The organism is Nitratireductor rhodophyticola (genome assembly GCF_019891355.1).
GTDB lineage: Bacteria > Pseudomonadota > Alphaproteobacteria > Rhizobiales > Rhizobiaceae > Nitratireductor > Nitratireductor rhodophyticola.
Window position 1 is genome coordinate 12695 of record NZ_JAHSSF010000004.1, and the last position, 19734, is coordinate 32428.

Sequence of the window (19734 nt, forward strand, 5' to 3'; positions counted from 1 at the left end):
GCGCTCATTTCTTCTCCTTGCCCGCCCTGCCCCCGGCATCCCGCGCCGGGTTGGGAACCTCGACCTTGAGACCGGCAACGAGTTCGCGTGCCGCTGAAAAGAACTCCCGGTAGAGGATCGAGACAAAGAGCAGAACGCTGACGCCAATGGCCGCCCAACCGGAGACGAACCAGGCAATCATGCCCAGTGAGAAGTAATAGGCCCGGATGCCCTGGTTAAAATTGCGCGCCGCAATCGTGTTGAGCGCGGCCATGACGTAGATTTCCTCAGGGTCGCATTCATCCGCCTCGTCCGCCGCCCCGAGCATGATGCAGAAATGGTTGAACTGCCGCAGCGACAGCGTGAAAGACAGGAACGCCATCACGAACATCACGAGGAACAGCACCAGGTGCCGCTCAACGGCCGCTTTCGAAATGTCCTGCCCAGGCTGCATGACCGAGACAGCTTCCACCACGGCGCTGATCTGGCCGAACACCGCGATCAAGGCCAGAATGATGAGCACGGTGGTTGAAGCAAAGAAGGAGACCGCCCCCATGAGATTGCCCGAAAGGATTGCATCCATCGGCGTCTCGCGCCGCACCGCATTGCGCACCCAGCGATGGCGCTGCGCGCCCATGATGATAGAAAGCGAGGGCCGCCGCTTTTCCAGCCAGCTTGCAAAGACGGTGTAGAACCCCCAGCAGAAAATGGGAAAAAGCGATGCAGCGAGTGTCAATATGAAAGCCTTTGAGCCCTGTTGACCACGAACGGCAAGTCTGACCGAACCGGTGCCGATGGTCCAGTCACCCAGCGCTTTGAGAGAGGGGCGGAGCTCGAGAGTTCCACTTCCGGTCAGCCGAAAATCTGATCGCCCTGTTCGTCGATGACCTGACGGCCCTTGCGGATAGCCTGTTCCGCGGCGAGATCAGCACTTGGAAAGCGGTCCGCACGCACCAGACGGTGCTCCCGGCGAACGCCATCCACCTCTTTCCAGATCACCGCACATGTCTGAAACTGCCCGCCCTCGGAGAAGGGCGTCGGCTGGATCATGAATCCCTTGTGCTCCACCGCATCCCCCATGGGCTTGCCTTCACCCGCCTCGGATGTGCCCGCTCCACCTCCAAACAGGCGCTTTAGAAATGACATGCGCTTACTCCCGTTGTTGTCGCAGCTTATCGCGTTTTACCCTCACCCGCACGCCGGCGAAACAGGAAGAACACAGCTTGTTCAGGCAAGGTGAAGAACCACGTCGCGCCTGTGTGGATGGACCCGGTGCTCGAACAGATAAATTCCCTGCCACGTGCCCAGCGTCAGCCGGCCGTTCATGACCGGTATGCCGATGGAGGTTTGTGTCAGAGCCGCCTTGATATGGGCCGGCATGTCGTCGGCCCCTTCAATGCGGTGAACCACCCACGACATGGACGCATCGGTGGATGGCGGCACGAGCCTGCTGAAAAAGGCCTGCAGATCCCGCTTCACATCCGGATCGGCGTTTTCCTGAATGATCAGCGAACAGGATGTATGCCGAACGAACAGCGTCAGGAGACCGGCATCGACGCCCGCCTCCCTCACGAAACGGTCGACCCTGTCGGTGAACTCATAGAGCCCCGTCCCTGCAGTCGAAACGGAGAGGATCGTCTGTTGCATAATGCCGTCGTGCCCCCGGAGAGCAAACCTGTCAAGCTCAACCGGGAAAGCTGGGTTGAGAACTGATCCTACAGCGCCGCGCGTCTTATAAGACGCGCAAAGGACGCTGTAACACTTTCAAATGATGCATGTTCGTTGTCTTTCAAATGAATTCATTTGAAAGCGACATGCATTAGCCAAGCGAACTGATGATCTCGATATAGGCCGCTTCCGGAAACGCCTTCATCACCTGTGTACGAACGTTGCCACCCATGCCGATGGTGAGCGCAAAGCGCGCCGCAACCGCGTCGTCTGGAGCCTCCGCGACGGCGACCATGTCATGGGCGCCCATGGTGAGATAGAACGCTCTGAGGGTTCCGCCCATCTGTGAAAGCACGGCCTTTGCGGCCTCAAGCCGCTTGGGCGATTCCTTCACGCTCTTTATGCCCTGGTCGGTCCAGTTGAGCAGAATGACGTAGGTGGTCATATCGCACCTCCCTCCGGCAGGGAGTCCGCAAGGGGCATCCGCGCCGGTCAAAGCGCCCGCACCGCCATCACCAAGTCTGCTCCGCTGTTCTTCAGGCCGCAAGCCTGGAATTCGGGGTAAATCAAAACCATCCGGACAGGAAAAAGCCGGGCACGAGGCCCGGCTTCATCATTTAGAATGTGCTGGCGATCAGCTGTCGAGGAACGACCGCAGCTTGCGCGAGCGGCTCGGATGCTTGAGCTTGCGCAGCGCCTTGGCCTCGATCTGGCGAATACGCTCACGCGTCACCGAAAACTGCTGGCCGACTTCTTCCAGCGTGTGGTCGGTGTTCATGCCGATGCCGAAGCGCATGCGCAGCACGCGCTCTTCGCGCGGGGTCAGTGAGGCCAGAACGCGCGTCGTCGTCTCGCGCAGATTCGCCTGAATGGCCGCGTCGATGGGCAGAACCGCGCCCTTGTCCTCGATGAAGTCGCCGAGATGCGAATCTTCCTCGTCACCCACCGGGGTTTCAAGCGAGATCGGCTCCTTGGCGATCTTGAGCACCTTGCGCACCTTCTCGAGCGGCATGGCCAGCTTTTCGGCCAGCTCTTCCGGGGTCGGCTCACGGCCGATCTCGTGCAGCATCTGGCGCGAGGTGCGGACGATCTTGTTGATCGTCTCGATCATGTGGACCGGAATGCGGATCGTGCGCGCCTGGTCGGCAATCGAACGGGTGATCGCCTGCCGGATCCACCACGTCGCATAGGTGGAGAACTTGTAGCCGCGCCGATACTCGAACTTGTCCACCGCCTTCATCAGGCCGATATTGCCCTCCTGGATCAGATCCAGGAATTGAAGGCCGCGGTTCGTGTACTTCTTGGCGATGGAGATCACGAGGCGCAGATTGGCCTCGACCATCTCTTTCTTGGCGATTGCGGCTTCGCGCTCGCCCTTCTGCACCTGGTTCACGATGCGCCGGAACTCGCCGATGGAAATCGCGGTTTCCTGCGCAAGATTCTGGATCTCCGCACGCAGATCCTCGATCGCCTTCGCCTCGTTCTTCGAGAACTCCTTCCAGCCCTTGCCGGAAAGCGTTGCTACGCGCTCGGTCCAGTTCGTGTCGAGCTCCGAGCCCTGATATTCCTTCAGGAAGGACTCGCGCTTCACACCATAGCTCTCGGCAAGCCGCAGCAGGCGGCCTTCGTTCTGCACCAGGCGCTTGTTGATGTCGTAGAGCTGCTCGACCAGGGTCTCGATACGCGCATTGTTAAGCGAAAGCGACTTCACCGAGGTGATGAGTTCGCCCTTCAACTGCTTGTAGCGGCGCTCCTGGCTGGTCGACAGGGTGTCGGCGTCCGCCAGGCTCGATTCCACCTTCTGATCCTGCAGCTTGCGCAGCTTCTTGTAGGTGTCGGCGATGAAGTCCAGCGTTTCCATCACGCCGGGCTTGAGTTCGGCTTCCATCGCGGCCAGCGACAGATTGGCCTCATCCTCTTCGTCGTCCTCTTCCTCGGGCTGCCCCTCGCCGCCGACATCGGTGACATCGTCGCCGCGTGTGCGCTTGTGCTTTTCCTCGGCCGCCGGCTTGTTCTCCTCGTCGGGCCGCTGCACGACCGGCGCCTGCTTGGCCTCAGGCCCCGCATAGGTCGCCTCGAGATCGATGATCTCGCGCAGGAGAATCTTGCCTTCGTTCAGTTCGTCACGCCAGATGATCAGCGCCTGGAAGGTCAGCGGGCTTTCGCAGAGCCCAGCGATCATCGTCTCGCGGCCGGCCTCGATGCGCTTTGCTATGGCGATTTCGCCCTCGCGCGAAAGAAGCTCCACCGAGCCCATCTCGCGCAGATACATGCGCACGGGATCGTCGGTGCGATCCGTCGGCTCTTTTTTCGTCGTGGTCGCGACCGCGGTTCCCGACTGCGTGGTCAGCTCGCCGCCTTCCTCGCTGTCATTGGAATCGTTGTCTTCCGCAACTTCGTCTTCCTCGACCACATTGATGCCCATATCCGAGAGCATCGCCATTGTGTCTTCGATCTGTTCGGAACTGACTTCGCCGGAAGGAAGGACGGCGTTGAGCTCGTCCATCGTCACATAGCCGCGCTTCTTGGCGGCCTTGATCATCTTCTTGACTGCGTCGTCGGAAAGGTCGAGCAAGGGGCCGTCTGAGCCCTCGCGTTCGGTTTCGACCTCTTCCTTCTCTTTTGTCGCCATGCTTTGCCTTCTCCAACCGAGCGGGGGTCCATGCCACCCCGTCGCCGCCGCTGCAACGGCTGTCCGTCGCGGCATCTCGCAACCTGATTCGTGGTCTAGCGCTGGCCGCGTTAATGCCGGATTAACCCTGATACTTAGGTGGACTCCCTGTCACGTCCAATTTCGGTATCTTGCTCTTGCGTGCTGCCCGCTTTTCCGCGGCAGCACGGCATATTCTCGAATCGATCCTGATTCCTGCATTCCGCCGCAAGGTCAAGCCGAAGCGCCGTGATTCGTGTCAAAAAAGCGAATCACACAGCGATTCTGATGCTTTTTTATGTTTTGGCGGGTCTTGGACACGCCACGATGCCACTTGGTCATCAAGATCGATTCGCACGCCCCGATAGAATGCCGAAGCCTTCTATGAGCGCTTCGGTTGCCTGCAGGTTGCTCAGCTCTGCCTGGATCTCCACCAGATGCCGGGCGTCCTCTTCATTCCAGTCGTTGGCCAGCGCCAGTTCAGCCGCTTTAAGCTCCTTATGTAGAGAGCCTGCGCGCCGGTGCAAGTGGAGGGTCTGCGCAAAGGCTTCCCGAGCGTCATCCAGCGCCGCATTTTCAAGCGCCGGCCACATATAGGCGGATTTCACCCGCGCCTCCGCCTGCTTCCAGACGGAAAGGAGCCCGTCTGCCTCGATTTTTTCGAGAAGAAGCTCGCGATCATGCGTTGGGTTGTGCGCCACCGCATCGAGGATCGCCATGCGCAACCGGCCGAGATCCGCGCTCGCCAGCAGCATCTGGTCGAGCGCATCGAAATACTCGTCGATCAAAGCCGGGTGGTTCACCAGCGAAACCAGAAGCGTGGCCTCCCGGAGCGGCATGGTCGGCGTCGAGCTGCGCACCAATGCGGACCGGGCAAGGCTCTCGGAGACCGCCAGCCGTCCCGAAGCCCCGCCGGGGCGCCCGCCAAAGCCGCGGTTTCGTCCCCCACCGCCACCATCGCGAAAACCGCGCTGTCCGCCGCGCTGAGACTGATTGCCGCCGAAAAAGGCCCGCGCACGCTCGCGCATGTCCTGACTGTAGTGGCGCTTCAGGTTTTCGTCGCCGATCCGCGCCGTCAGCGCCTGCAGATTGCGCTCCAGTTCGGCGCGCCGCTCGGGCGTATCGAACACCTTGCCCGAAGTTTCGCGCATCCAAAGCATGTCGGCCAGCGGCCGCGCACCTGAGAGAACTGCGGCAAAGGCGTCCGGACCCTCCTCCCGTACCAGGTCGTCAGGGTCTTTGCCCTGCGGCAGGAGGGCGAACCGCAGGCTGCGTCCCGGCTGGACCAGCGGCAGCGCAAGGTCTGCCGCACGCCATGCAGCCCGCAGACCCGCCTCATCCCCATCGAAACACAGAACTGGTTCCCCCGACATGCGCCACAAAAGATCGAGCTGGTTCTCGGTCAGGGCGGTACCGAGCGGCGCCACGGCGTTCTCGAAGCCGGCCTGCGCGAGCCCGATCACGTCCATATAGCCTTCCACCGCGATCACCGCCGCGCCCTTGGCGGTCGAGCGGCGCGCCCGCGCGAGGTTGTAAAGAACGGTTCCCTTGTGAAAGAGCTCGGTGTCGGGCGAGTTGAGATATTTGGCGGGCACATCCTTCGACATGGCACGCCCGCCGAACGCGATCACCCGTCCCCGGGCATCCTCGATGGGAAACATGATGCGGTCGCGGAAGCGATCATAAGAAACCGGAATATCCGGACCGAACACCACGAGACCACAGGCCTCGATCTGGTCTTTCGTCACCCCCTTGTCGGCCAGGAACTCCTTGAGTGCATTGCGGCTCGATGGCGCGTAGCCGATCCGGAAGGCCTGCTGCGTTGCACTGGAAAGCCCGCGTCCGCGCAGATAGGCCCGTGCCTCCGCGCCCTGCTGTGCCTGCAGCATGCTCTGGAAGAAACCTGCCGCCATGTCCATGACGTCCGAAAGCGAGGCGCGCTGTTGCTCCCGGCGCTCTGCCTGCGGATCGCGCTGCGGCATGGGCACGCCCGCCATGTCGGCCACCCGCTCCACGGCCTCCGGGAAGCTGATGCCATCCAGTTCGGACAAAAACCGAAAATGATCACCCGAAACGCCACAGCCAAAACAGTGGTAGCGGCCCTTCCTGTCTTCGCAGTGAAAGCTCGGCGTGTTCTCTCCATGAAACGGGCAGCAGCCCCAGTAATCGCCGCGCGACGCATTCGTCTTCTTGCGGTCGAACGTCACACGCGTCCCCACCACCTGCGATATCGGCACGCGGTCACGGAGTTCGTCGAGAAAGGAATTTGGAAAACGCATTTTGGTCCTGCCTACGCAATCATATAAGCATGATCGCCAGCCACCGCGACCCCTGAAGACGCTTCTTCCCGGTATTCACAGCCTGATATGACAGGCGGCGCAACAGCCCCGCATACAACTTAACCGATTATTCAAATGCACGTGTTAAACCTGCCTCCACTGACAGGAACAAGGCCGGAAAACAAGGCCGGCATTGCAAGCAATTAGGGTGGCGGAACAAGTGCTTACGGTATACAACTGCATCGTCAATGAACATGACCTCCGGCTGGTTCTCCTGGCTGGCGTGCTTGGAGCGGTCGCCTCATTTGCTGCGGTGACGCTATTACGGCATCTGCGCAAGTCGGCGGGTCAGACCCGCCTGTTGTGGACGACCGTCGCTGCGATCTGCTTCGGTTTTGGGGTCTGGGCCACCCACTTCGTGGCCATGCTGGCCTTCTCCCCGGGCATGCCGACCGCCTACGATGTTCCGCTCACCGCATTGTCGCTGATACTTGCAATCCTCTGTAGCGGTCTGGGCATGTCCGTCGCCACGGCCCGTCCGACACTGGACCACCATCTTGTCGGCGGCTCGATCATCGGAGCAGGCATCGCCGTAATGCATTTCACCGGCATGATTGCGTTCGAAGTGGAGGGCCGGCTGGAATGGGACATGACGCTGGCTGTTGCCTCTCTCGTGGCTGGCATTGTCTTTGGCGCTCTGGCGATCCAGATTGCACTGGCGCGCACCTCGCAGGCACGCAACGTCGCCGCAAGCCTGACACTTACGCTTGCAATCTGCACCATGCATTTCACGGCAATGGGTGCCGCTTCCATCATTCCCGATCCAAACATCACCATTTCCGAGTTCTCCGTTCCCTCCACCGTGCTGGCGGCCGCTGTTACACTTGCAGCAGTGATGATCTTTGCACTGACAGCCGTCGCACTTTGGGTCGATATTCGCGACAAACGCCGCGCCGTCGCGGAGGAAAGCCGTCTGCGGGGTCTCGCCAACGCCGCCTTTGAAGGCCTGCTTGTATGCGACGACACCATCATCGTCACCGCCAACCAGAGTCTGGCGAGATTGTGCGGTCGCGACATCGAACAACTGGTCGGCATGGATTTCACCACGATCTTCGGCACCATTGACCGCAATGGCGCCATCGCGGAGGAACCGATCTGGGAGACCACTCTCGAACACGCCAACGGATCGAGCCGTCCGGTGGAACTCCTCTCCCGCACCATCGACTACAGCGGCAAACCGCACACCGTCATAGCCGTACGCGACCTCTTCGAACGCAAGAAGGCGGAGGCCGACATCCGTCGCCTCGCCATGCACGACACGCTGACCAACCTGCCCAACCGGCGCAGCTTCACGGCGCAGTTGGAAAAGGAAATGGCAACGCTCGCCGATGGAAAATCGATAGCGTTGCTATGCCTGGATCTCGATCGCTTCAAGGAGGTCAACGACCTGTTCGGCCACGCCGCCGGCGACGCGATGCTGCGCAGGGTCGCGGAAAACGCTGGCAGCGTTCTGGGCGAGGGGCAGATGCTGGCGCGCCTTGGTGGTGATGAGTTCGCCATCATCGTTCCCGGTATCTCCAGTCACAAGGAGGCAGCGAGCCTGGCCGAAAAGATTCTTGAGGCGTTTCGGGCCGAGAATGCGCGTGCAAGCAGCGACGGCCTCATGTCGACCAGCATCGGCATCGCCCTTTACCCCCGCGATGCAAAAGACCAGGAAACCTTGATCAGCCACGCCGACACGGCGCTCTACAGGGCCAAGTCGGAAGGGCGCGACACCTACCGCTTCTACGAGCACGCCATGGGTCTCGAGGCGCGCTCCCGCAGGATCATGGAGCATGAGCTGCGTCACGCGGTGACCCGCAACGAATTTCACCTCGTCTATCAGCCACAGAAGAAGCTCGATAATGGCGAACTGATCGGCTACGAAGCACTTCTGCGCTGGCAGCATCCCGAACGTGGAAATGTGTCACCCGGCATCTTTATCCCGGTTGCTGAAGACAGCGGCACCATCGTTCCGATCGGCGAATGGGTGCTCAGGACCGCCTGCCAGGCGGCCGCCGGCTGGAAAAGCAATCTGATGATTGCAGTCAACGTCTCTGCGGTCCAGCTCCACAGCATGAATTTCGCACAGACCGTTCACCGCATTCTTCTGGAAACCGGCCTGTCCCCGCATCGCCTGGAGATCGAGATTACGGAGACAGCTCTGGTCCGCGACATGCACCGCGCGCTTACCACACTGCGTCAGTTGAAAGCGCTCGGAATCCGGGTCGCGATGGACGATTTCGGCACCGGGTATTCATCGCTTTCCAATCTGCGTGCCTTTCCCTTCGACAAGATCAAGATCGACGGGAGCTTCATCCGCCAGGTGGACACGAACGAACAGGCCGCCACCATCGTCCGCGCGGTTCTGGGCATCGGCCGCGGCCTTGGCCTGCCGGTTCTGGCCGAAGGCGTGGAAACGTCCGGCGAGTTGAGCTTCCTGGCAAAGGAACTCTGCCAGATCGGCCAGGGCTACTACCTCGGACGCCCGAGCCCGCTCGACGATCTGCAGGAAGATGACATCCAGGCAGAAGAGAAAAGCACCGACGCCAACGCGGCTTAAGCCCTTCGCCCTGCGGTAAATGCTATCCGAGCCTCACGGTACGCAACCGCAGCGCATTGGCGATAACCGATACGGACGAAAGGCTCATCGCCGCCGCCGCGATCATCGGTGACAAAAGGGTCCCGAAAACGGGATAGAGAATACCGGCTGCGACCGGAACGCCAAGCGCGTTGTAGACGAAGGCGAAGAATAGATTCTCCTTGATGTTTCTTATCGTCGCCTGCGCCAGCGCGCGGGCGCGTACGATCCCGTTGAGGTCGCCCTTCACCAGCGTGATGCCGGCACTTTCCACCGCCACATCGGCGCCCGTTCCCATGGCGATGCCCACATCGGCGGCGGCAAGGGCGGGAGCGTCATTCACCCCGTCGCCGGCCATCGCAACGCTCGCGCCGTTTTCGCGCAGTTCCTCGATCAGCTTCTGTTTGCCCTCGGGCAGCATGTCGGCACGCACTTCATCGATCCCAAGCCGCTCGGCCACGGCTTTCGCGGTGCGTGCGTTGTCACCCGTTGCCATGATGATTTTCAGGCCGAGATCGTGAAGTGCGCGGATGGCGTCGGCGGTGGTTTTCTTGACCGGATCGGCAACAGCCACCAGCCCCGCGATTTCTCCGTCAACGGAAACAAACATGGCCGTCTTGCCCTCGGCACGCAGCGCGTCGGCGCGTTCAGCCAGACTTTCAACCGGCACGCCCGCATCTTCCATCATCGCCCTGTTGCCAAGCGCAATCCTGTGCCCCGCCACATCACCGGCTACGCCCTTGCCGGTGACCGCATCGAAATCGTCAGACTTTTCGAGCGTGATGCCTCGGTCTTCCGCTCCGGCCACAATCGCCTCGGCAAGGGGATGCTCCGACCCGCGCTCGAGGCTTGCGGCGAACATCAGAAGCCGGTCCTCGTCCATTTCCCCCGAAGCGATCACATCCGTCAGCCGGGGGCGCCCTTCGGTCAGTGTCCCGGTCTTGTCGACGATGAGCGTGTCGACCCCGGCAAAACGTTCCAGCGCCTCGGCATCCTTGATCAGGACACCGGCCTGCGCCCCTCGCCCCGTGGCCGTCATGATCGACATGGGGGTCGCAAGCCCGAGCGCGCACGGGCAGGCGATGATCAGCACCGAAACCGCAGAGACAATGGCGAACACCATCGACGGCTCGGGCCCGAACAGCGCCCAGACGATAAACGCCAGTATGGCGACAAGCACCACAGTCGGAACGAAGTAGAAGGAAACGCGGTCCGCAAGCCCCTGGATCGGCGCGCGTGAGCGCTGTGCCTTCGCCACCATGTCGACAATCTGCGACAGGACGGTCTCTGAGCCAACACGTTCAGCACGCACAATCAGCGTGCCGTTCTTGTTGAGCGTCCCGCCGGTCACCGGATCGCCCCCGGCTTTCTCGACCGGAACCGGCTCCCCGGTGATCATGGATTCGTCGATCGACGACCGGCCTTCCTCGACCGTCGCATCCACCGGCACGCTGTCACCGGGGCGTACCCGCAGCCTGTCGCCCGCTTTGACGTCTTCGAGCGGCACGTCGGCTTCCGACCCGTCTTCGGCGATGCGCCGCGCCGTTTTCGGCGCGAGGTCGAGCAGCGCGCGGATGGCCGAGCCTGTCCGCTCCCGCGCCCGCAGCTCCAGTACCTGCCCGAGGAAGACCAATGCGACGATCACCGCGGATGCCTCGAAGTAAACCGGTACGGCACCACCTTCCCCCCGAAATTGAGCCGGGAATATTCCCGGCACAAGCGTGGCAACCACGCTATAGGCATAAGCCGCACCGACACCGATGGAGATCAGCGTCCACATATTCGGACTGCGGTTCACGAAAGACTCATAGCCCCGCTCGAAGAACGGCAGCGCCGCCCAGAGAACGACCGGCGTCGCCAGCGCGAATTCCAGCCACACAGCCGCCGGCTCGCCGATCCAGTGCCGAAACGGCAAGCCGACCATCGGCCCCATCGCAATCAGCAGAAGCGGCACGGCCAGGAGTGCGCTGACCTGGAAACGGCGCGTGAAATCCACAAGTTCCGGATTGGGACCTTCATCGCCCGTCGGCACTCCCATCGGTTCAAGCGCCATACCGCAGATCGGGCAGGAGCCCGGCCGATCCCGCACGATCTGCGGATGCATCGGACAGGTGTATCTGGTTCCCTTTGGCGCCGGCTCGGCTTCATCCCGCGCCTTCAGATACCGGTCAGGATCGGTCTCGAACCTGTCTTTGCAGCCTGCCGAGCAGAAGTGGAACCGCTCCCCCTCACGCTCAAGGGTGTGCTCTGTCTCCCCCACATCCACGGCCATTCCGCAGACGGGATCGCGTGCCGTCATCCCGCCGGGTGCGTGTGCTTTTCCGCTATGGTGGTGTCCAAGTGCGTGATGGTGCTTGTCGTCGTGGGTCATTCAACAACTCCTGGAACCAGCTTCGCCCTGCCGTAACGCTTCCAGCAACTGGAAGGTCAAGCATTACAGCCGTTCCACTGCCAACGCAAAAAGGGCGGCTCGGTTGAGCCGCCCTGAAAATTTCTCGAAAGATTCGTCCGTCTGCGTAGCGCATCGGACCGAAAAGTGGAAACCGGTTTTCGAGCTATTCCGATGCTAAATCAATTATTTAGATCGTCCTTTGTGCATCCGGATGGACGCAGGGCGATCTAGCGCAGCATGCCTTTGACGATGCCGCTCGCCTTGCCAAAATCCATGCGCCCGGGGAACTTCTCCTTGAGCACATTCATGCACCGGCCCATGTCACGAAGTCCGTCTGCGCCAACTTCATGAACCACCTGCGCGCAGGCCTGCTTCAGATCGTCTTCGCCAAGCGGCTTGGGCAGGAACTCGGTAATCACCGAGATTTCCTCGCGCTCCTGCTCGGCAAGCTCCAGGCGATTGCCCTCTTCGAAAGCTTTCGCGGATTCCTGCCGCTGCTTGGCCATCTTGCAGAGAATCTGGAGAATTTCCTCATCGCTCACGGGATCCTTGCCCGCCCCGCGATTGGCAATATCCCGGTCCTTGATTGCAGTCTGAACCAGACGCAGCGTTGAAATGCGGCGTTTGTCCTTCTGTTTGACGGCGTCGTTCAACGCCCTGGCGAGCTTCTCGCGCATCATAACACCTGTCTCCCGTCGCTAAGGACGAACATAGCTCCGGCCAACTCGCGAAGCAAGCGGCAACGCTCCAATAAGTCATTGGAAACATTGACATAAATAATTATTTGCGAGTGATTGACCGTTTTACAGCCTTTGCCTATTGTCCGCACCCTGCATGGACAATTTCCTTTTCGGCCTGAATCCACCGGCTCTCGCCATATCGCGGGCGCCATGTCGCGGATCCATTTCGCTGGGGCATATGGCCCATGCGAGACCGTCTTTCAAGCCCCCCATGCTTCTGCCCCCTTGCGTTCGACGGCAAAAAGTGAGAACCGGTCTGCTCGCAGATCATGTTAAGGAAACCTGAAGCGCGCGCCGGCCTCCTGCCCGCGACCGCCTTCAGGCACACGAATGATGGAGACCCCAATGGCGACCAAGACCGCCCCCTGGACCACGAGCCGGCCGACAGCCCTGATCGTGTTGGCCGATGGCACGGTGATCGAGGGCAAAGGCATGGGCGCCGGCGGAGAGGCAATCGGCGAGCTGTGCTTCAACACGGCCCTGACCGGTTATCAGGAGGTCCTCACCGATCCGTCCTATGCCGGCCAGATCGTCACCTTCACCTTCCCGCATATCGGCAATGTCGGGGCCAACGACGAAGACATTGAAGACCTCAATCCGGCTGCCCGTGCAGGCGCGGTCGGCGCCGTTTTCCGCGCCGATATCACGAACCCATCAAATTATCGTTCCAACGGTCATCTCGATGCCTGGCTGAAGCGGCGCGGCCTTGTTGCCATCAGTGGCGTCGATACGCGCGCACTGACCGCACTCCTGCGCGAAAAGGGTGCAGCCAACGCCGTCATCGCGCACAGTCCCGACGGCACGTTCGATATCGAAGCGCTCAGGGCAAAGGCGCGCGAATGGTCGGGGCTCGTGGGCCTTGATCTCGCAAAGGAAGTCACCTCGGGCCAGTCGCAAGGCTGGACGGAAACGCCCTGGGTCTGGGACGAGGGCTTCGGCGCGCAGGATGCGCCGACCCACCACATCGTCGCGGTCGACTATGGCGCAAAGCGCAACATCCTGCGCCTTCTGGCCGGCCTCGGCGCGAAAGTGACCGTGGTTCCCGCCAGAACCAGCGCCGCCGACATCCTCGCCATGCAGCCCGATGGCGTGTTCCTCTCCAATGGCCCGGGTGATCCGGCAGCCACTGCCGAATACGCCGTACCGATGATCCGCGAGCTGCTTGAAACGGAAATCCCGGTCTTCGGCATCTGCCTCGGTCACCAGATGCTGGCGCTCGCACTCGGCGCCAAGACCGTCAAGATGCATCAGGGCCATCACGGTGCGAACCATCCGGTGAAGGATTTCACCACCGGCAAGGTCGAGATCGTTTCCATGAACCATGGTTTCGCGGTCGATGGCGACACGCTGCCGGAAGGTGTCGAGGAAACCCATGTTTCCCTGTTCGACGGCAGCAATTGCGGCCTGACGATCGTCGGCAGGCCCGTCTTCTCGGTCCAGCATCACCCGGAAGCGTCCCCCGGCCCGCAGGATTCTCACTATCTCTTCCGCCGCTTCGCCAATCTGATCCGTGAACGGCGGGGCGAACCGGCTCTCGCCGAATAAGCAAAGGGCGGCCTCGGGCCGCCCTCTTCATTTTTTGCGTCTGCCTGCTTCGGTCAGGAAGAAAGACGCAGCTTCACGATCTGCTCGCCGATCTTGTCGAACACTTCCTTGAGCTGACGGCTCGAAGGTGTGTCAAAATACTGATCGGGCCGGCTCGCACAGGTGCGCATCATGTCATCCGTTCCGGTATCGCGGACCTCGAGCCGGATCGTGTAGATGTCGATGCCGCTCTTCTTGGCAAAATCGCAGGCCTCGATTGTCTTGTCGTTCATCAGCCTGGTGGATTTGCTGGAGCTCGCGTTGACCTCCCCGTCGAGGCGGCCCTCCACCATATAGCCAAAGCTCGTGTAGCGAGACCGAAGACGGTTGCGCAGAACGCCAAACGTGTTCGCACCGTCCGTCAGGACAACCATGACCTTGACCAGGCCATCCTCCGAATTCCCCGCAGGGAATGGCTCGTCCGGCGAGAGGACGCGTGCGCCCCAGGAAACGCCTTCCATGATGTTGGTGTTGCCATCGGCCTCGAACTGCCTCACCTTCGACTTGAGAATGGCATAGTCGTTGGTGAGCGGCGTGAGCGGCTCGGAACTGCACATGTAGTTTGGCCCTGGAGCATCACGCTTTGGCTTAGGCTTCTTGCCACCCAGGACATTCCCCAGAAGATCGAAACCATATTTTCCGACCTTTTGCACTTTGCCGAGAGTAGTGTTGTCGAAAGGATCAACTGACGAGTCCAGATAGTCGTTATAGAAGCGCTCTGAACGATCCGTTTCCGGCTCATCGATCGCAAACGCAGGAACGAAAAGGCTGGCGGGGTCCCGACGGTCCGCAGCTGTTGCCGCCACGTCGTGCCGCGTGGTGCCATCGCGCATGCGTGTCTCGACGCAGCCCTTCCACTCGACTCCGAGACGGTTGTAGACCTGGAAGCGGCTGATGCCGGTCTGAAGCTCGAGTTGGGGAACCTCGCTCTCCCCGTAAAGATCAAGCCAGGGCGCCCCTGTCCCCTCCTTCATCTTCCCCTTGTCGTCGAACTCCGGGCCATATTGCGGCCCCACATTCACAAAGGTCGAGAATGGCACAAGCGCAAAGCGCAGGCGCTCCTTGTTGTCCACCTGCGCGGAAATATTGTCGATCATTTCCTCGACGGCTTTTTTCATGTCGCGCAGCTTGCGCCCGCCCATGGAACCGGTGGTGTCGAGCACCAGTGCGATTTCATAAGAGACCAGAGCGACATCGGCCTGGGAGGTCGCGCCGACCGGCATGGATTTCTTACCGAATATCCCACCGAAGAGCAGGTCGACATCGACATTGGCCGTCACCCGCACGGAGCGGCCATCGCGATCGACCTTTAGCGCATAGTATGTTGCGGGGAGATTGCCGTCGAGAAAGGAGCGCGCAATGCTCTCCGCCTCCGCATCGGAAATCTTCTTTCCCCTTTGCGCCACGGCCAGCGCCGCCGTATCGAGCGCATTCTGCAACTGCGAGTGCTCACGGCTCATATTCGAGTAATCCAGAGCAAAGCCGGAAGCGCCGACCAGTGCCATGGCCGACAGAGCCGTCATCATTGCAAAGTTGCCAGACCTGTCGGCACCGAAACGCCGACACAGAAGCGCGCCGGAGCGCAGTACGCATCCTAACCGAGAAATCATGTTGCCCACCCAAGCATTTTTTGTTGGCGGCAACCTAGTCTGCGGGTTTTAAGAACGCGTTAAACGGGTAGTTGCAATTCTACACGCGAAGATTGCGCGCCGGATAGTGCTTCCTCCGCCTGAAAGGCAGGCCGAGCAGCCACATGATGGAAAAACCGAGGATCAGGCCCGCGCCGGTCCACACAAATCCGTGCAACGTGATGGGGATGGCCGGTTCAAAGTCCCGAAAAGCTCCCTGCAGGACAGAACCGTCGGGCGCACGCGCTACAACCAGAGGTCTGAGCACGGGCATGGCTTCGTCAAAGGCCTGTGATTGCCGCTCTAGATCGCCCAGGCGGCCGATGGCGGTCCGAACGGAGGCCGCGCGGTTCTGCAGGAAGGTGCTGCCCGTCTTTTCGTAGACCCGAATAGCGTTTTCGCGGCTCAGATTGTTGTTGGCCGCATCGGCATCGAAGGCTTCGATGACCGTTCTCAACTCGTCCTGGGCACCGTTGAGCCGCTGTCGATACTGCTGGGAAAACTCAGGCGCCTGCGACGTGACCGCCCCGCAGACAACAGCCACAACAAGGCCGAGTATTCGTCCTAGTCCAAACATGTTCCGATCCACCTCTTGCGTGGTAGTGGAACGACTGGCCCAGGCCTAGATTGGCTCGTTGAACGTATCGCAATCGGCCAGCCGTCCGCTCTTGAGCCCCCGCGCAAACCATGTCCGCCGCTGCTGCGACGTGCCATGGTTGAAGCTTTCCGGCACCACGTAACCCTGGGTGCGGCGTTGCAGCGTATCGTCGCCAATCTGGTTGGCCGCATTCAGCGCTTCATCGATATCGCCATCTTCGAGCAGCCCTTTCTGGGCCGTGTAATGTGCCCAGATACCGGCGAAGCAGTCGGCCTGCAGCTCGACACGGATCGACATGGCGTTGGCCTCGGCCTGGCTCATACGCTGCCGCATCTGATTGAAGCGCGGCAAAATGCCGGTCACGTTCTGCACGTGGTGCCCCACCTCATGCGCAACCACATAGGCCTGTGCAAAATCGCCCGAAGCATCGAAGCGGCGCGCGAGCTGGTCGAAGAAACCGAGATCGAGATAAACCTTCTGGTCGCCCGGACAATAAAACGGGCCAGTCGCTGCCGAGGCGAAGCCACAGGCAGAGCGCACGGAATCGGTGAAAAGAACCATCGCCGGTTCCTTGTAGTCGAGCCCCTGGGATTCGAAAATGCCATTCCAGGTGTCTTCCGTTTCGGCCAGCACGACGCTCACGAACTGCTTCATCTCATCGCTGGCACCGCTGGTGCCCTGCTGCTGTGTGGTGGTCGTCTGGTTGCTCCCACCGGGCCCGCCGGCCAGCATCTCCAGCGGGTCGATACCGCAGGCACGCAGGGCGAAGAAGAGCACGACCAGAACGATGATACCGGAGAGGCCGCCGCCGGCACGTCTGCCGCCTCCCATAGGCAGCCTTATACGCCCGCCGGACCGGCCAAATCCGCCAGGAAACGACCCTCCGCCTCCCGAACGACCCCTGCGGTCCTCGACATTGCTGCTTTGGCGACGACCCTTCCAGCGCATACGTGCAATTCCCAGTTGCCTTCAATAGATGATAGTTATCGGCTTATACACCAGAAGGCCAGAGGTTGTTTCCCGGCTCGCGGAGGAGGCGGCAACGTCCTGCCGGCGATTTTTGCATCGCCGGCAGGAACGTCGAGCGTCTCAGGCAGCAGACACCGCGGCGTGCGTCCTGCGCCCGCGCCGAACGAAGGCAAGTGCGAGCAACGGAAAAACTGCGGCGACCAGACCGAGTTCCCAGACCTGCCCGAATTCCAGCACGCGCCCGCCAATGAGCGTACCCAGTCCAATGCCGAAATAGATGGCTGATGCGTTGAGTGCCAGCGTCAGCCCCGCCACGTCCGGTGCATACCCCACCAGCCGGCTCGCCTGGGCGGGCGGAAAGGTCCAGCCGAGAAAACCCCACGGCACCAGAAGCGCGATGAGAAGCGGTGCAGCGACCGTGTCGGGCACAAACAGCATGATGGCGCTGAAAACGACGGCGAAGAGAGAAGCAAATAGCATGGACCCGACCACGACACGGGTCGCGCCGATCCGGTCAGCCAGCCGCCCGCTCGCATAATTGCCGAGAATGGCGCCGCATCCGTAAGCCAAAAGCACTGCGGGCAGATAATCCGGTGTCAGCCCCACCCCGTCGATGGCGATCGGGCCCAGATAGGCGATGATTGTGAACCCTCCGGTCAGATAAAGCAGGGTGACCGCAATCGCCCGCGCGACGCCCGGGCGCCGGATCACCAAAAGCCTCTCTCCCAGCGGCGTGTGCGAACCGTCGAGATCGCGCGGCAACTTCCACCAGAGCGCAAGAAGGCAAAGAAACCCTACACCGGAGAGCCCCAAAAAGGCTCCACGCCAGCCGACGTAATGCGCCAGCAGCGAGCCGGAGGGCGCTCCAAAAGCCAGCGCAAAGGTGGTTCCGCCGACAACGACGGCAATCGCCGCAGCGCGGCGTTCCGGGCCGGCAAGCGCGACGGCCGCGGCCTGTGCGGTTGCCGCGAACAGTCCGCCCGCCATGCCAATCACGATCTGCGCAGCAAACAGCGTCCCGAAGCCGCCACTTGCGGCAGCCGTCAGATTGCCCGCGACGAACGCCATCATGGCTATGGCAATGACCCGGCGCCGGTTCATCGCGCCGGTCAGCGCCGAGAGAATGGGTGTGCCGATCGCGTAGGCAAGCGAGTAGGCAGAAACGAGATAGCCGGCCTCGGCGACCGTTACACCGGTGTCAGAGGCAATCAATGGCAAAAGGCCGGCGAAGACGAAAGCGACCGTGCTGACGGCAAAGGCACCGAGCGCCAGCAGGAAGAGACGCTTATCCATGGGGAAAATCCTTTAGTTCAAAATCCATTGAACTTTTGAACCAAACCTGCCCGATGTCAACCTCCGATCGCGTCGATCCTGTCGGTTCCTGCCTTTGCGTCAACGCGGCGGAAGGCGCCCACACCGTGGCGAACGGCTTGCATCCTGCCTGCGAAAGCTTAGTGTTCAGGACATGTTACAGCACCCGACCGTAGATCAGATATCACTGCCCCATGTGCTTGCCGTCCTGGGCGATCAGACACGACTTGCCATCCTGGGCGACCTTGCCAGACGTGGTGACGAACCACTCGCCTGCGCGGAGTTCAAGCTGTTGGGCTCGAAATCGAATCTGTCCTATCATTTTGCGAAACTGCGCGAGGCCGGCGTCATCCGTGTCGAGCCGTGCGGCACGAAAAGGCTGATTTCGCTGCGCAGGGACGATCTCAACGCACGATTTCCGGGGCTTCTCGATTCCATTCTTGCCACCGCGATCACCCTGCCCCCACCCGAAAAGCGGATCGAACAGGCCGTCTGACCCCGGTGCCGCGCCGGCGCCAGTGCTATCCGTCGAGCAACCAGTCGAAAGACCGTTTCAAAGCCGTCGTGCCGTCGCGCTCGAACCACCGCCCGTGAGCGATGATCACGCGTTCGGGCGCCCAGCCAATCATGGTTTCCACCGCCTGTTTCAACGCCGGACGCTGCTTTGCGAACGTCAGCCGCATATCGCGCGGCATCGCGCCATGCGGGGCCAGCACACCGCCCAGCCGCGCCATGATGCGCCGCCACCAGTTTAGTTTCTCTGCTTCGAAATTCTCGATGAAATCCGTCAGAACGAGCGTCCGGCTTCCAATATGGAAAAACTCCACCTCGGTCATGAAGCTTCCAGAGATTGGCAGGGTGCGAATCTCGGCATCCCAGGGATAACCGCTGTCTCCCGTGAGTTCGCGGGTCGGGAAGTCGATATGCCCTCCGGCCTGTTCGCGGATGCGTGGCGCCATCCAGATTTCCGCCTCTGGATATGCCCCCCGCCAGAATGGCACCCACCAGTAGTGGATGCGGTTCGGCGCCACGATGTACCGGACGGGGCCGAGCGCATCCATCCCGGCACGCAAATCCTCCGTCATATGCGTCGGGGAGTGCACGAACAGTCCGCCATCGTTAAGCCGGAAAACCGTCATGCGTGTGGGGAACGGCATTTTGAGCCCGGGCGGTCCGAACGGAATCGTAGGTCCGTCGACGATCCAGACACCTTCCGTCACCGGTTTCAGTGTGTTGAGCGGCGGATAGGTTGCCGTCTCCCGGGGCGCTCCCATAACAACTCCCAAACGATTTCAAACATACTCGAGGTATGGGCT

16 protein-coding genes are annotated in these 19734 nt (G+C 61.2%); 3 read left to right on the forward strand and 13 right to left on the reverse strand.

Features of this window, described 5'->3' with window-relative positions; genetic code table 11:
• Nucleotides 1–4: 4 nt before the first annotated feature.
• The 6 genes from KUG85_RS15465 to dnaG all read right to left on the reverse strand — a co-directional run bounded on the left by KUG85_RS15465 (nucleotide 5) and on the right by dnaG (nucleotide 6576).
• Nucleotides 5–715: a DUF599 domain-containing protein gene (locus KUG85_RS15465; protein WP_255606443.1), complete on the reverse strand. Its 711-nt coding sequence runs from the start codon at nucleotides 713–715 to the stop codon at nucleotides 5–7.
• Nucleotides 716–831: 116 nt separating this feature from the next.
• Complete coding sequence (locus KUG85_RS15470; protein WP_065814871.1) at nucleotides 832–1125, reverse strand: HlyU family transcriptional regulator; 294 nt, start codon at nucleotides 1123–1125, stop codon at nucleotides 832–834.
• Between the two features lie 81 nt (nucleotides 1126–1206).
• The gene (locus KUG85_RS15475) at nucleotides 1207–1626 is read right to left on the reverse strand and encodes a secondary thiamine-phosphate synthase enzyme YjbQ (RefSeq protein WP_223005888.1); all 420 of its coding nucleotides are present in this window, start codon (nucleotides 1624–1626) and stop codon (nucleotides 1207–1209) included.
• A 172-nt stretch (nucleotides 1627–1798) separates the two neighbouring features.
• A complete protein-coding gene (locus tag KUG85_RS15480) occupies nucleotides 1799–2092 on the reverse strand; it encodes a GYD domain-containing protein (RefSeq protein WP_065814869.1) in 294 nt (97 codons plus the stop codon).
• Between the two features lie 189 nt (nucleotides 2093–2281).
• Nucleotides 2282–4279, reverse strand: coding sequence for an RNA polymerase sigma factor RpoD (gene rpoD / locus KUG85_RS15485; RefSeq protein WP_223005890.1), 1998 nt, complete (start codon nucleotides 4277–4279; stop codon nucleotides 2282–2284).
• Between the two features lie 359 nt (nucleotides 4280–4638).
• A complete protein-coding gene (dnaG, locus tag KUG85_RS15490) occupies nucleotides 4639–6576 on the reverse strand; it encodes a DNA primase (protein ID WP_223005892.1) in 1938 nt (645 codons plus the stop codon).
• Nucleotides 6577–6796: 220 nt separating this feature from the next.
• Between dnaG and KUG85_RS15495 the strand changes: the two genes are divergently transcribed.
• Nucleotides 6797–9178 (forward strand): sensor domain-containing diguanylate cyclase, encoded by a 2382-nt coding sequence (locus tag KUG85_RS15495; protein ID WP_223006356.1) that lies wholly within the window; start codon nucleotides 6797–6799, stop codon nucleotides 9176–9178.
• 22 nt (nucleotides 9179–9200) lie between these two features.
• Here KUG85_RS15495 and KUG85_RS15500 read toward each other — a convergent pair whose 3' ends face one another.
• Together KUG85_RS15500 and KUG85_RS15505 are read right to left on the reverse strand one after the other, a co-directional pair.
• On the reverse strand, nucleotides 9201–11567 hold the full coding sequence (locus KUG85_RS15500; protein WP_223005893.1) for a heavy metal translocating P-type ATPase: 2367 nt from the start codon (nucleotides 11565–11567) through the stop codon (nucleotides 9201–9203).
• Nucleotides 11568–11815: 248 nt separating this feature from the next.
• Entirely contained in the window at nucleotides 11816–12265 is a 450-nt protein-coding gene (locus KUG85_RS15505) for a GatB/YqeY domain-containing protein (protein ID WP_065815337.1), read from the reverse strand.
• A 408-nt stretch (nucleotides 12266–12673) separates the two neighbouring features.
• Here KUG85_RS15505 and carA point away from each other — a divergent pair, with 408 nt between their 5' ends.
• Nucleotides 12674–13873, forward strand: coding sequence for a glutamine-hydrolyzing carbamoyl-phosphate synthase small subunit (gene carA, locus KUG85_RS15510; RefSeq protein WP_065814865.1), 1200 nt, complete (start codon nucleotides 12674–12676; stop codon nucleotides 13871–13873).
• Nucleotides 13874–13926: 53 nt separating this feature from the next.
• On the opposite strand, the gene KUG85_RS15515 is transcribed toward carA, so the two are convergent.
• The 4 genes from KUG85_RS15515 to KUG85_RS15530 form a co-directional block, all read right to left on the reverse strand.
• The gene (locus KUG85_RS15515) at nucleotides 13927–15438 is read right to left on the reverse strand and encodes a VWA domain-containing protein (protein ID WP_223005895.1); all 1512 of its coding nucleotides are present in this window, start codon (nucleotides 15436–15438) and stop codon (nucleotides 13927–13929) included.
• 163 nt (nucleotides 15439–15601) lie between these two features.
• Nucleotides 15602–16117 (reverse strand): DUF2937 family protein, encoded by a 516-nt coding sequence (locus KUG85_RS15520; protein WP_223005897.1) that lies wholly within the window; start codon nucleotides 16115–16117, stop codon nucleotides 15602–15604.
• Between the two features lie 45 nt (nucleotides 16118–16162).
• Nucleotides 16163–17086, reverse strand: a complete 924-nt coding sequence (gene ypfJ / locus KUG85_RS15525; RefSeq protein WP_223005898.1) for a KPN_02809 family neutral zinc metallopeptidase — start codon at nucleotides 17084–17086, stop codon at nucleotides 16163–16165.
• 141 nt (nucleotides 17087–17227) lie between these two features.
• On the reverse strand, nucleotides 17228–18400 hold the full coding sequence (locus KUG85_RS15530; RefSeq protein ID WP_223005899.1) for an MFS transporter: 1173 nt from the start codon (nucleotides 18398–18400) through the stop codon (nucleotides 17228–17230).
• A 172-nt stretch (nucleotides 18401–18572) separates the two neighbouring features.
• Between KUG85_RS15530 and KUG85_RS15535 the strand changes: the two genes are divergently transcribed.
• Complete coding sequence (locus KUG85_RS15535; RefSeq protein WP_025030705.1) at nucleotides 18573–18914, forward strand: ArsR/SmtB family transcription factor; 342 nt, start codon at nucleotides 18573–18575, stop codon at nucleotides 18912–18914.
• Nucleotides 18915–18939: 25 nt separating this feature from the next.
• On the opposite strand, the gene KUG85_RS15540 is transcribed toward KUG85_RS15535, so the two are convergent.
• Nucleotides 18940–19692 (reverse strand): DUF4336 domain-containing protein, encoded by a 753-nt coding sequence (locus KUG85_RS15540; RefSeq protein ID WP_223005901.1) that lies wholly within the window; start codon nucleotides 19690–19692, stop codon nucleotides 18940–18942.
• Nucleotides 19693–19734 lie beyond the last annotated feature (42 nt).

What these genes read in the sequence shown, in the direction of transcription:
- rpoD (WP_223005890.1), bottom strand. Translation starts at nt 4,279, where the DNA reads ATGGCGACAAAAGAGAAGGAAGAGGTCGAAACCGAACGCGAGGGCTCA.
- KUG85_RS15535 (WP_025030705.1), top strand. Translation starts at nt 18,573, where the DNA reads ATGTTACAGCACCCGACCGTAGATCAGATATCACTGCCCCATGTGCTT.
- KUG85_RS15480 (WP_065814869.1), bottom strand. Translation starts at nt 2,092, where the DNA reads ATGACCACCTACGTCATTCTGCTCAACTGGACCGACCAGGGCATAAAG.
- KUG85_RS15540 (WP_223005901.1), bottom strand. Translation starts at nt 19,692, where the DNA reads ATGGGAGCGCCCCGGGAGACGGCAACCTATCCGCCGCTCAACACACTG.
- KUG85_RS15500 (WP_223005893.1), bottom strand. Translation starts at nt 11,567, where the DNA reads ATGACCCACGACGACAAGCACCATCACGCACTTGGACACCACCATAGC.
- KUG85_RS15530 (WP_223005899.1), bottom strand. Translation starts at nt 18,400, where the DNA reads ATGGATAAGCGTCTCTTCCTGCTGGCGCTCGGTGCCTTTGCCGTCAGC.
- KUG85_RS15505 (WP_065815337.1), bottom strand. Translation starts at nt 12,265, where the DNA reads ATGCGCGAGAAGCTCGCCAGGGCGTTGAACGACGCCGTCAAACAGAAG.
- KUG85_RS15515 (WP_223005895.1), bottom strand. Translation starts at nt 15,438, where the DNA reads ATGATGACGGCTCTGTCGGCCATGGCACTGGTCGGCGCTTCCGGCTTT.
- KUG85_RS15470 (WP_065814871.1), bottom strand. Translation starts at nt 1,125, where the DNA reads ATGTCATTTCTAAAGCGCCTGTTTGGAGGTGGAGCGGGCACATCCGAG.
- carA (WP_065814865.1), top strand. Translation starts at nt 12,674, where the DNA reads ATGGCGACCAAGACCGCCCCCTGGACCACGAGCCGGCCGACAGCCCTG.
- dnaG (WP_223005892.1), bottom strand. Translation starts at nt 6,576, where the DNA reads ATGCGTTTTCCAAATTCCTTTCTCGACGAACTCCGTGACCGCGTGCCG.
- ypfJ (WP_223005898.1), bottom strand. Translation starts at nt 17,086, where the DNA reads ATGCGCTGGAAGGGTCGTCGCCAAAGCAGCAATGTCGAGGACCGCAGG.
- KUG85_RS15520 (WP_223005897.1), bottom strand. Translation starts at nt 16,117, where the DNA reads ATGTTTGGACTAGGACGAATACTCGGCCTTGTTGTGGCTGTTGTCTGC.
- KUG85_RS15475 (WP_223005888.1), bottom strand. Translation starts at nt 1,626, where the DNA reads ATGCAACAGACGATCCTCTCCGTTTCGACTGCAGGGACGGGGCTCTAT.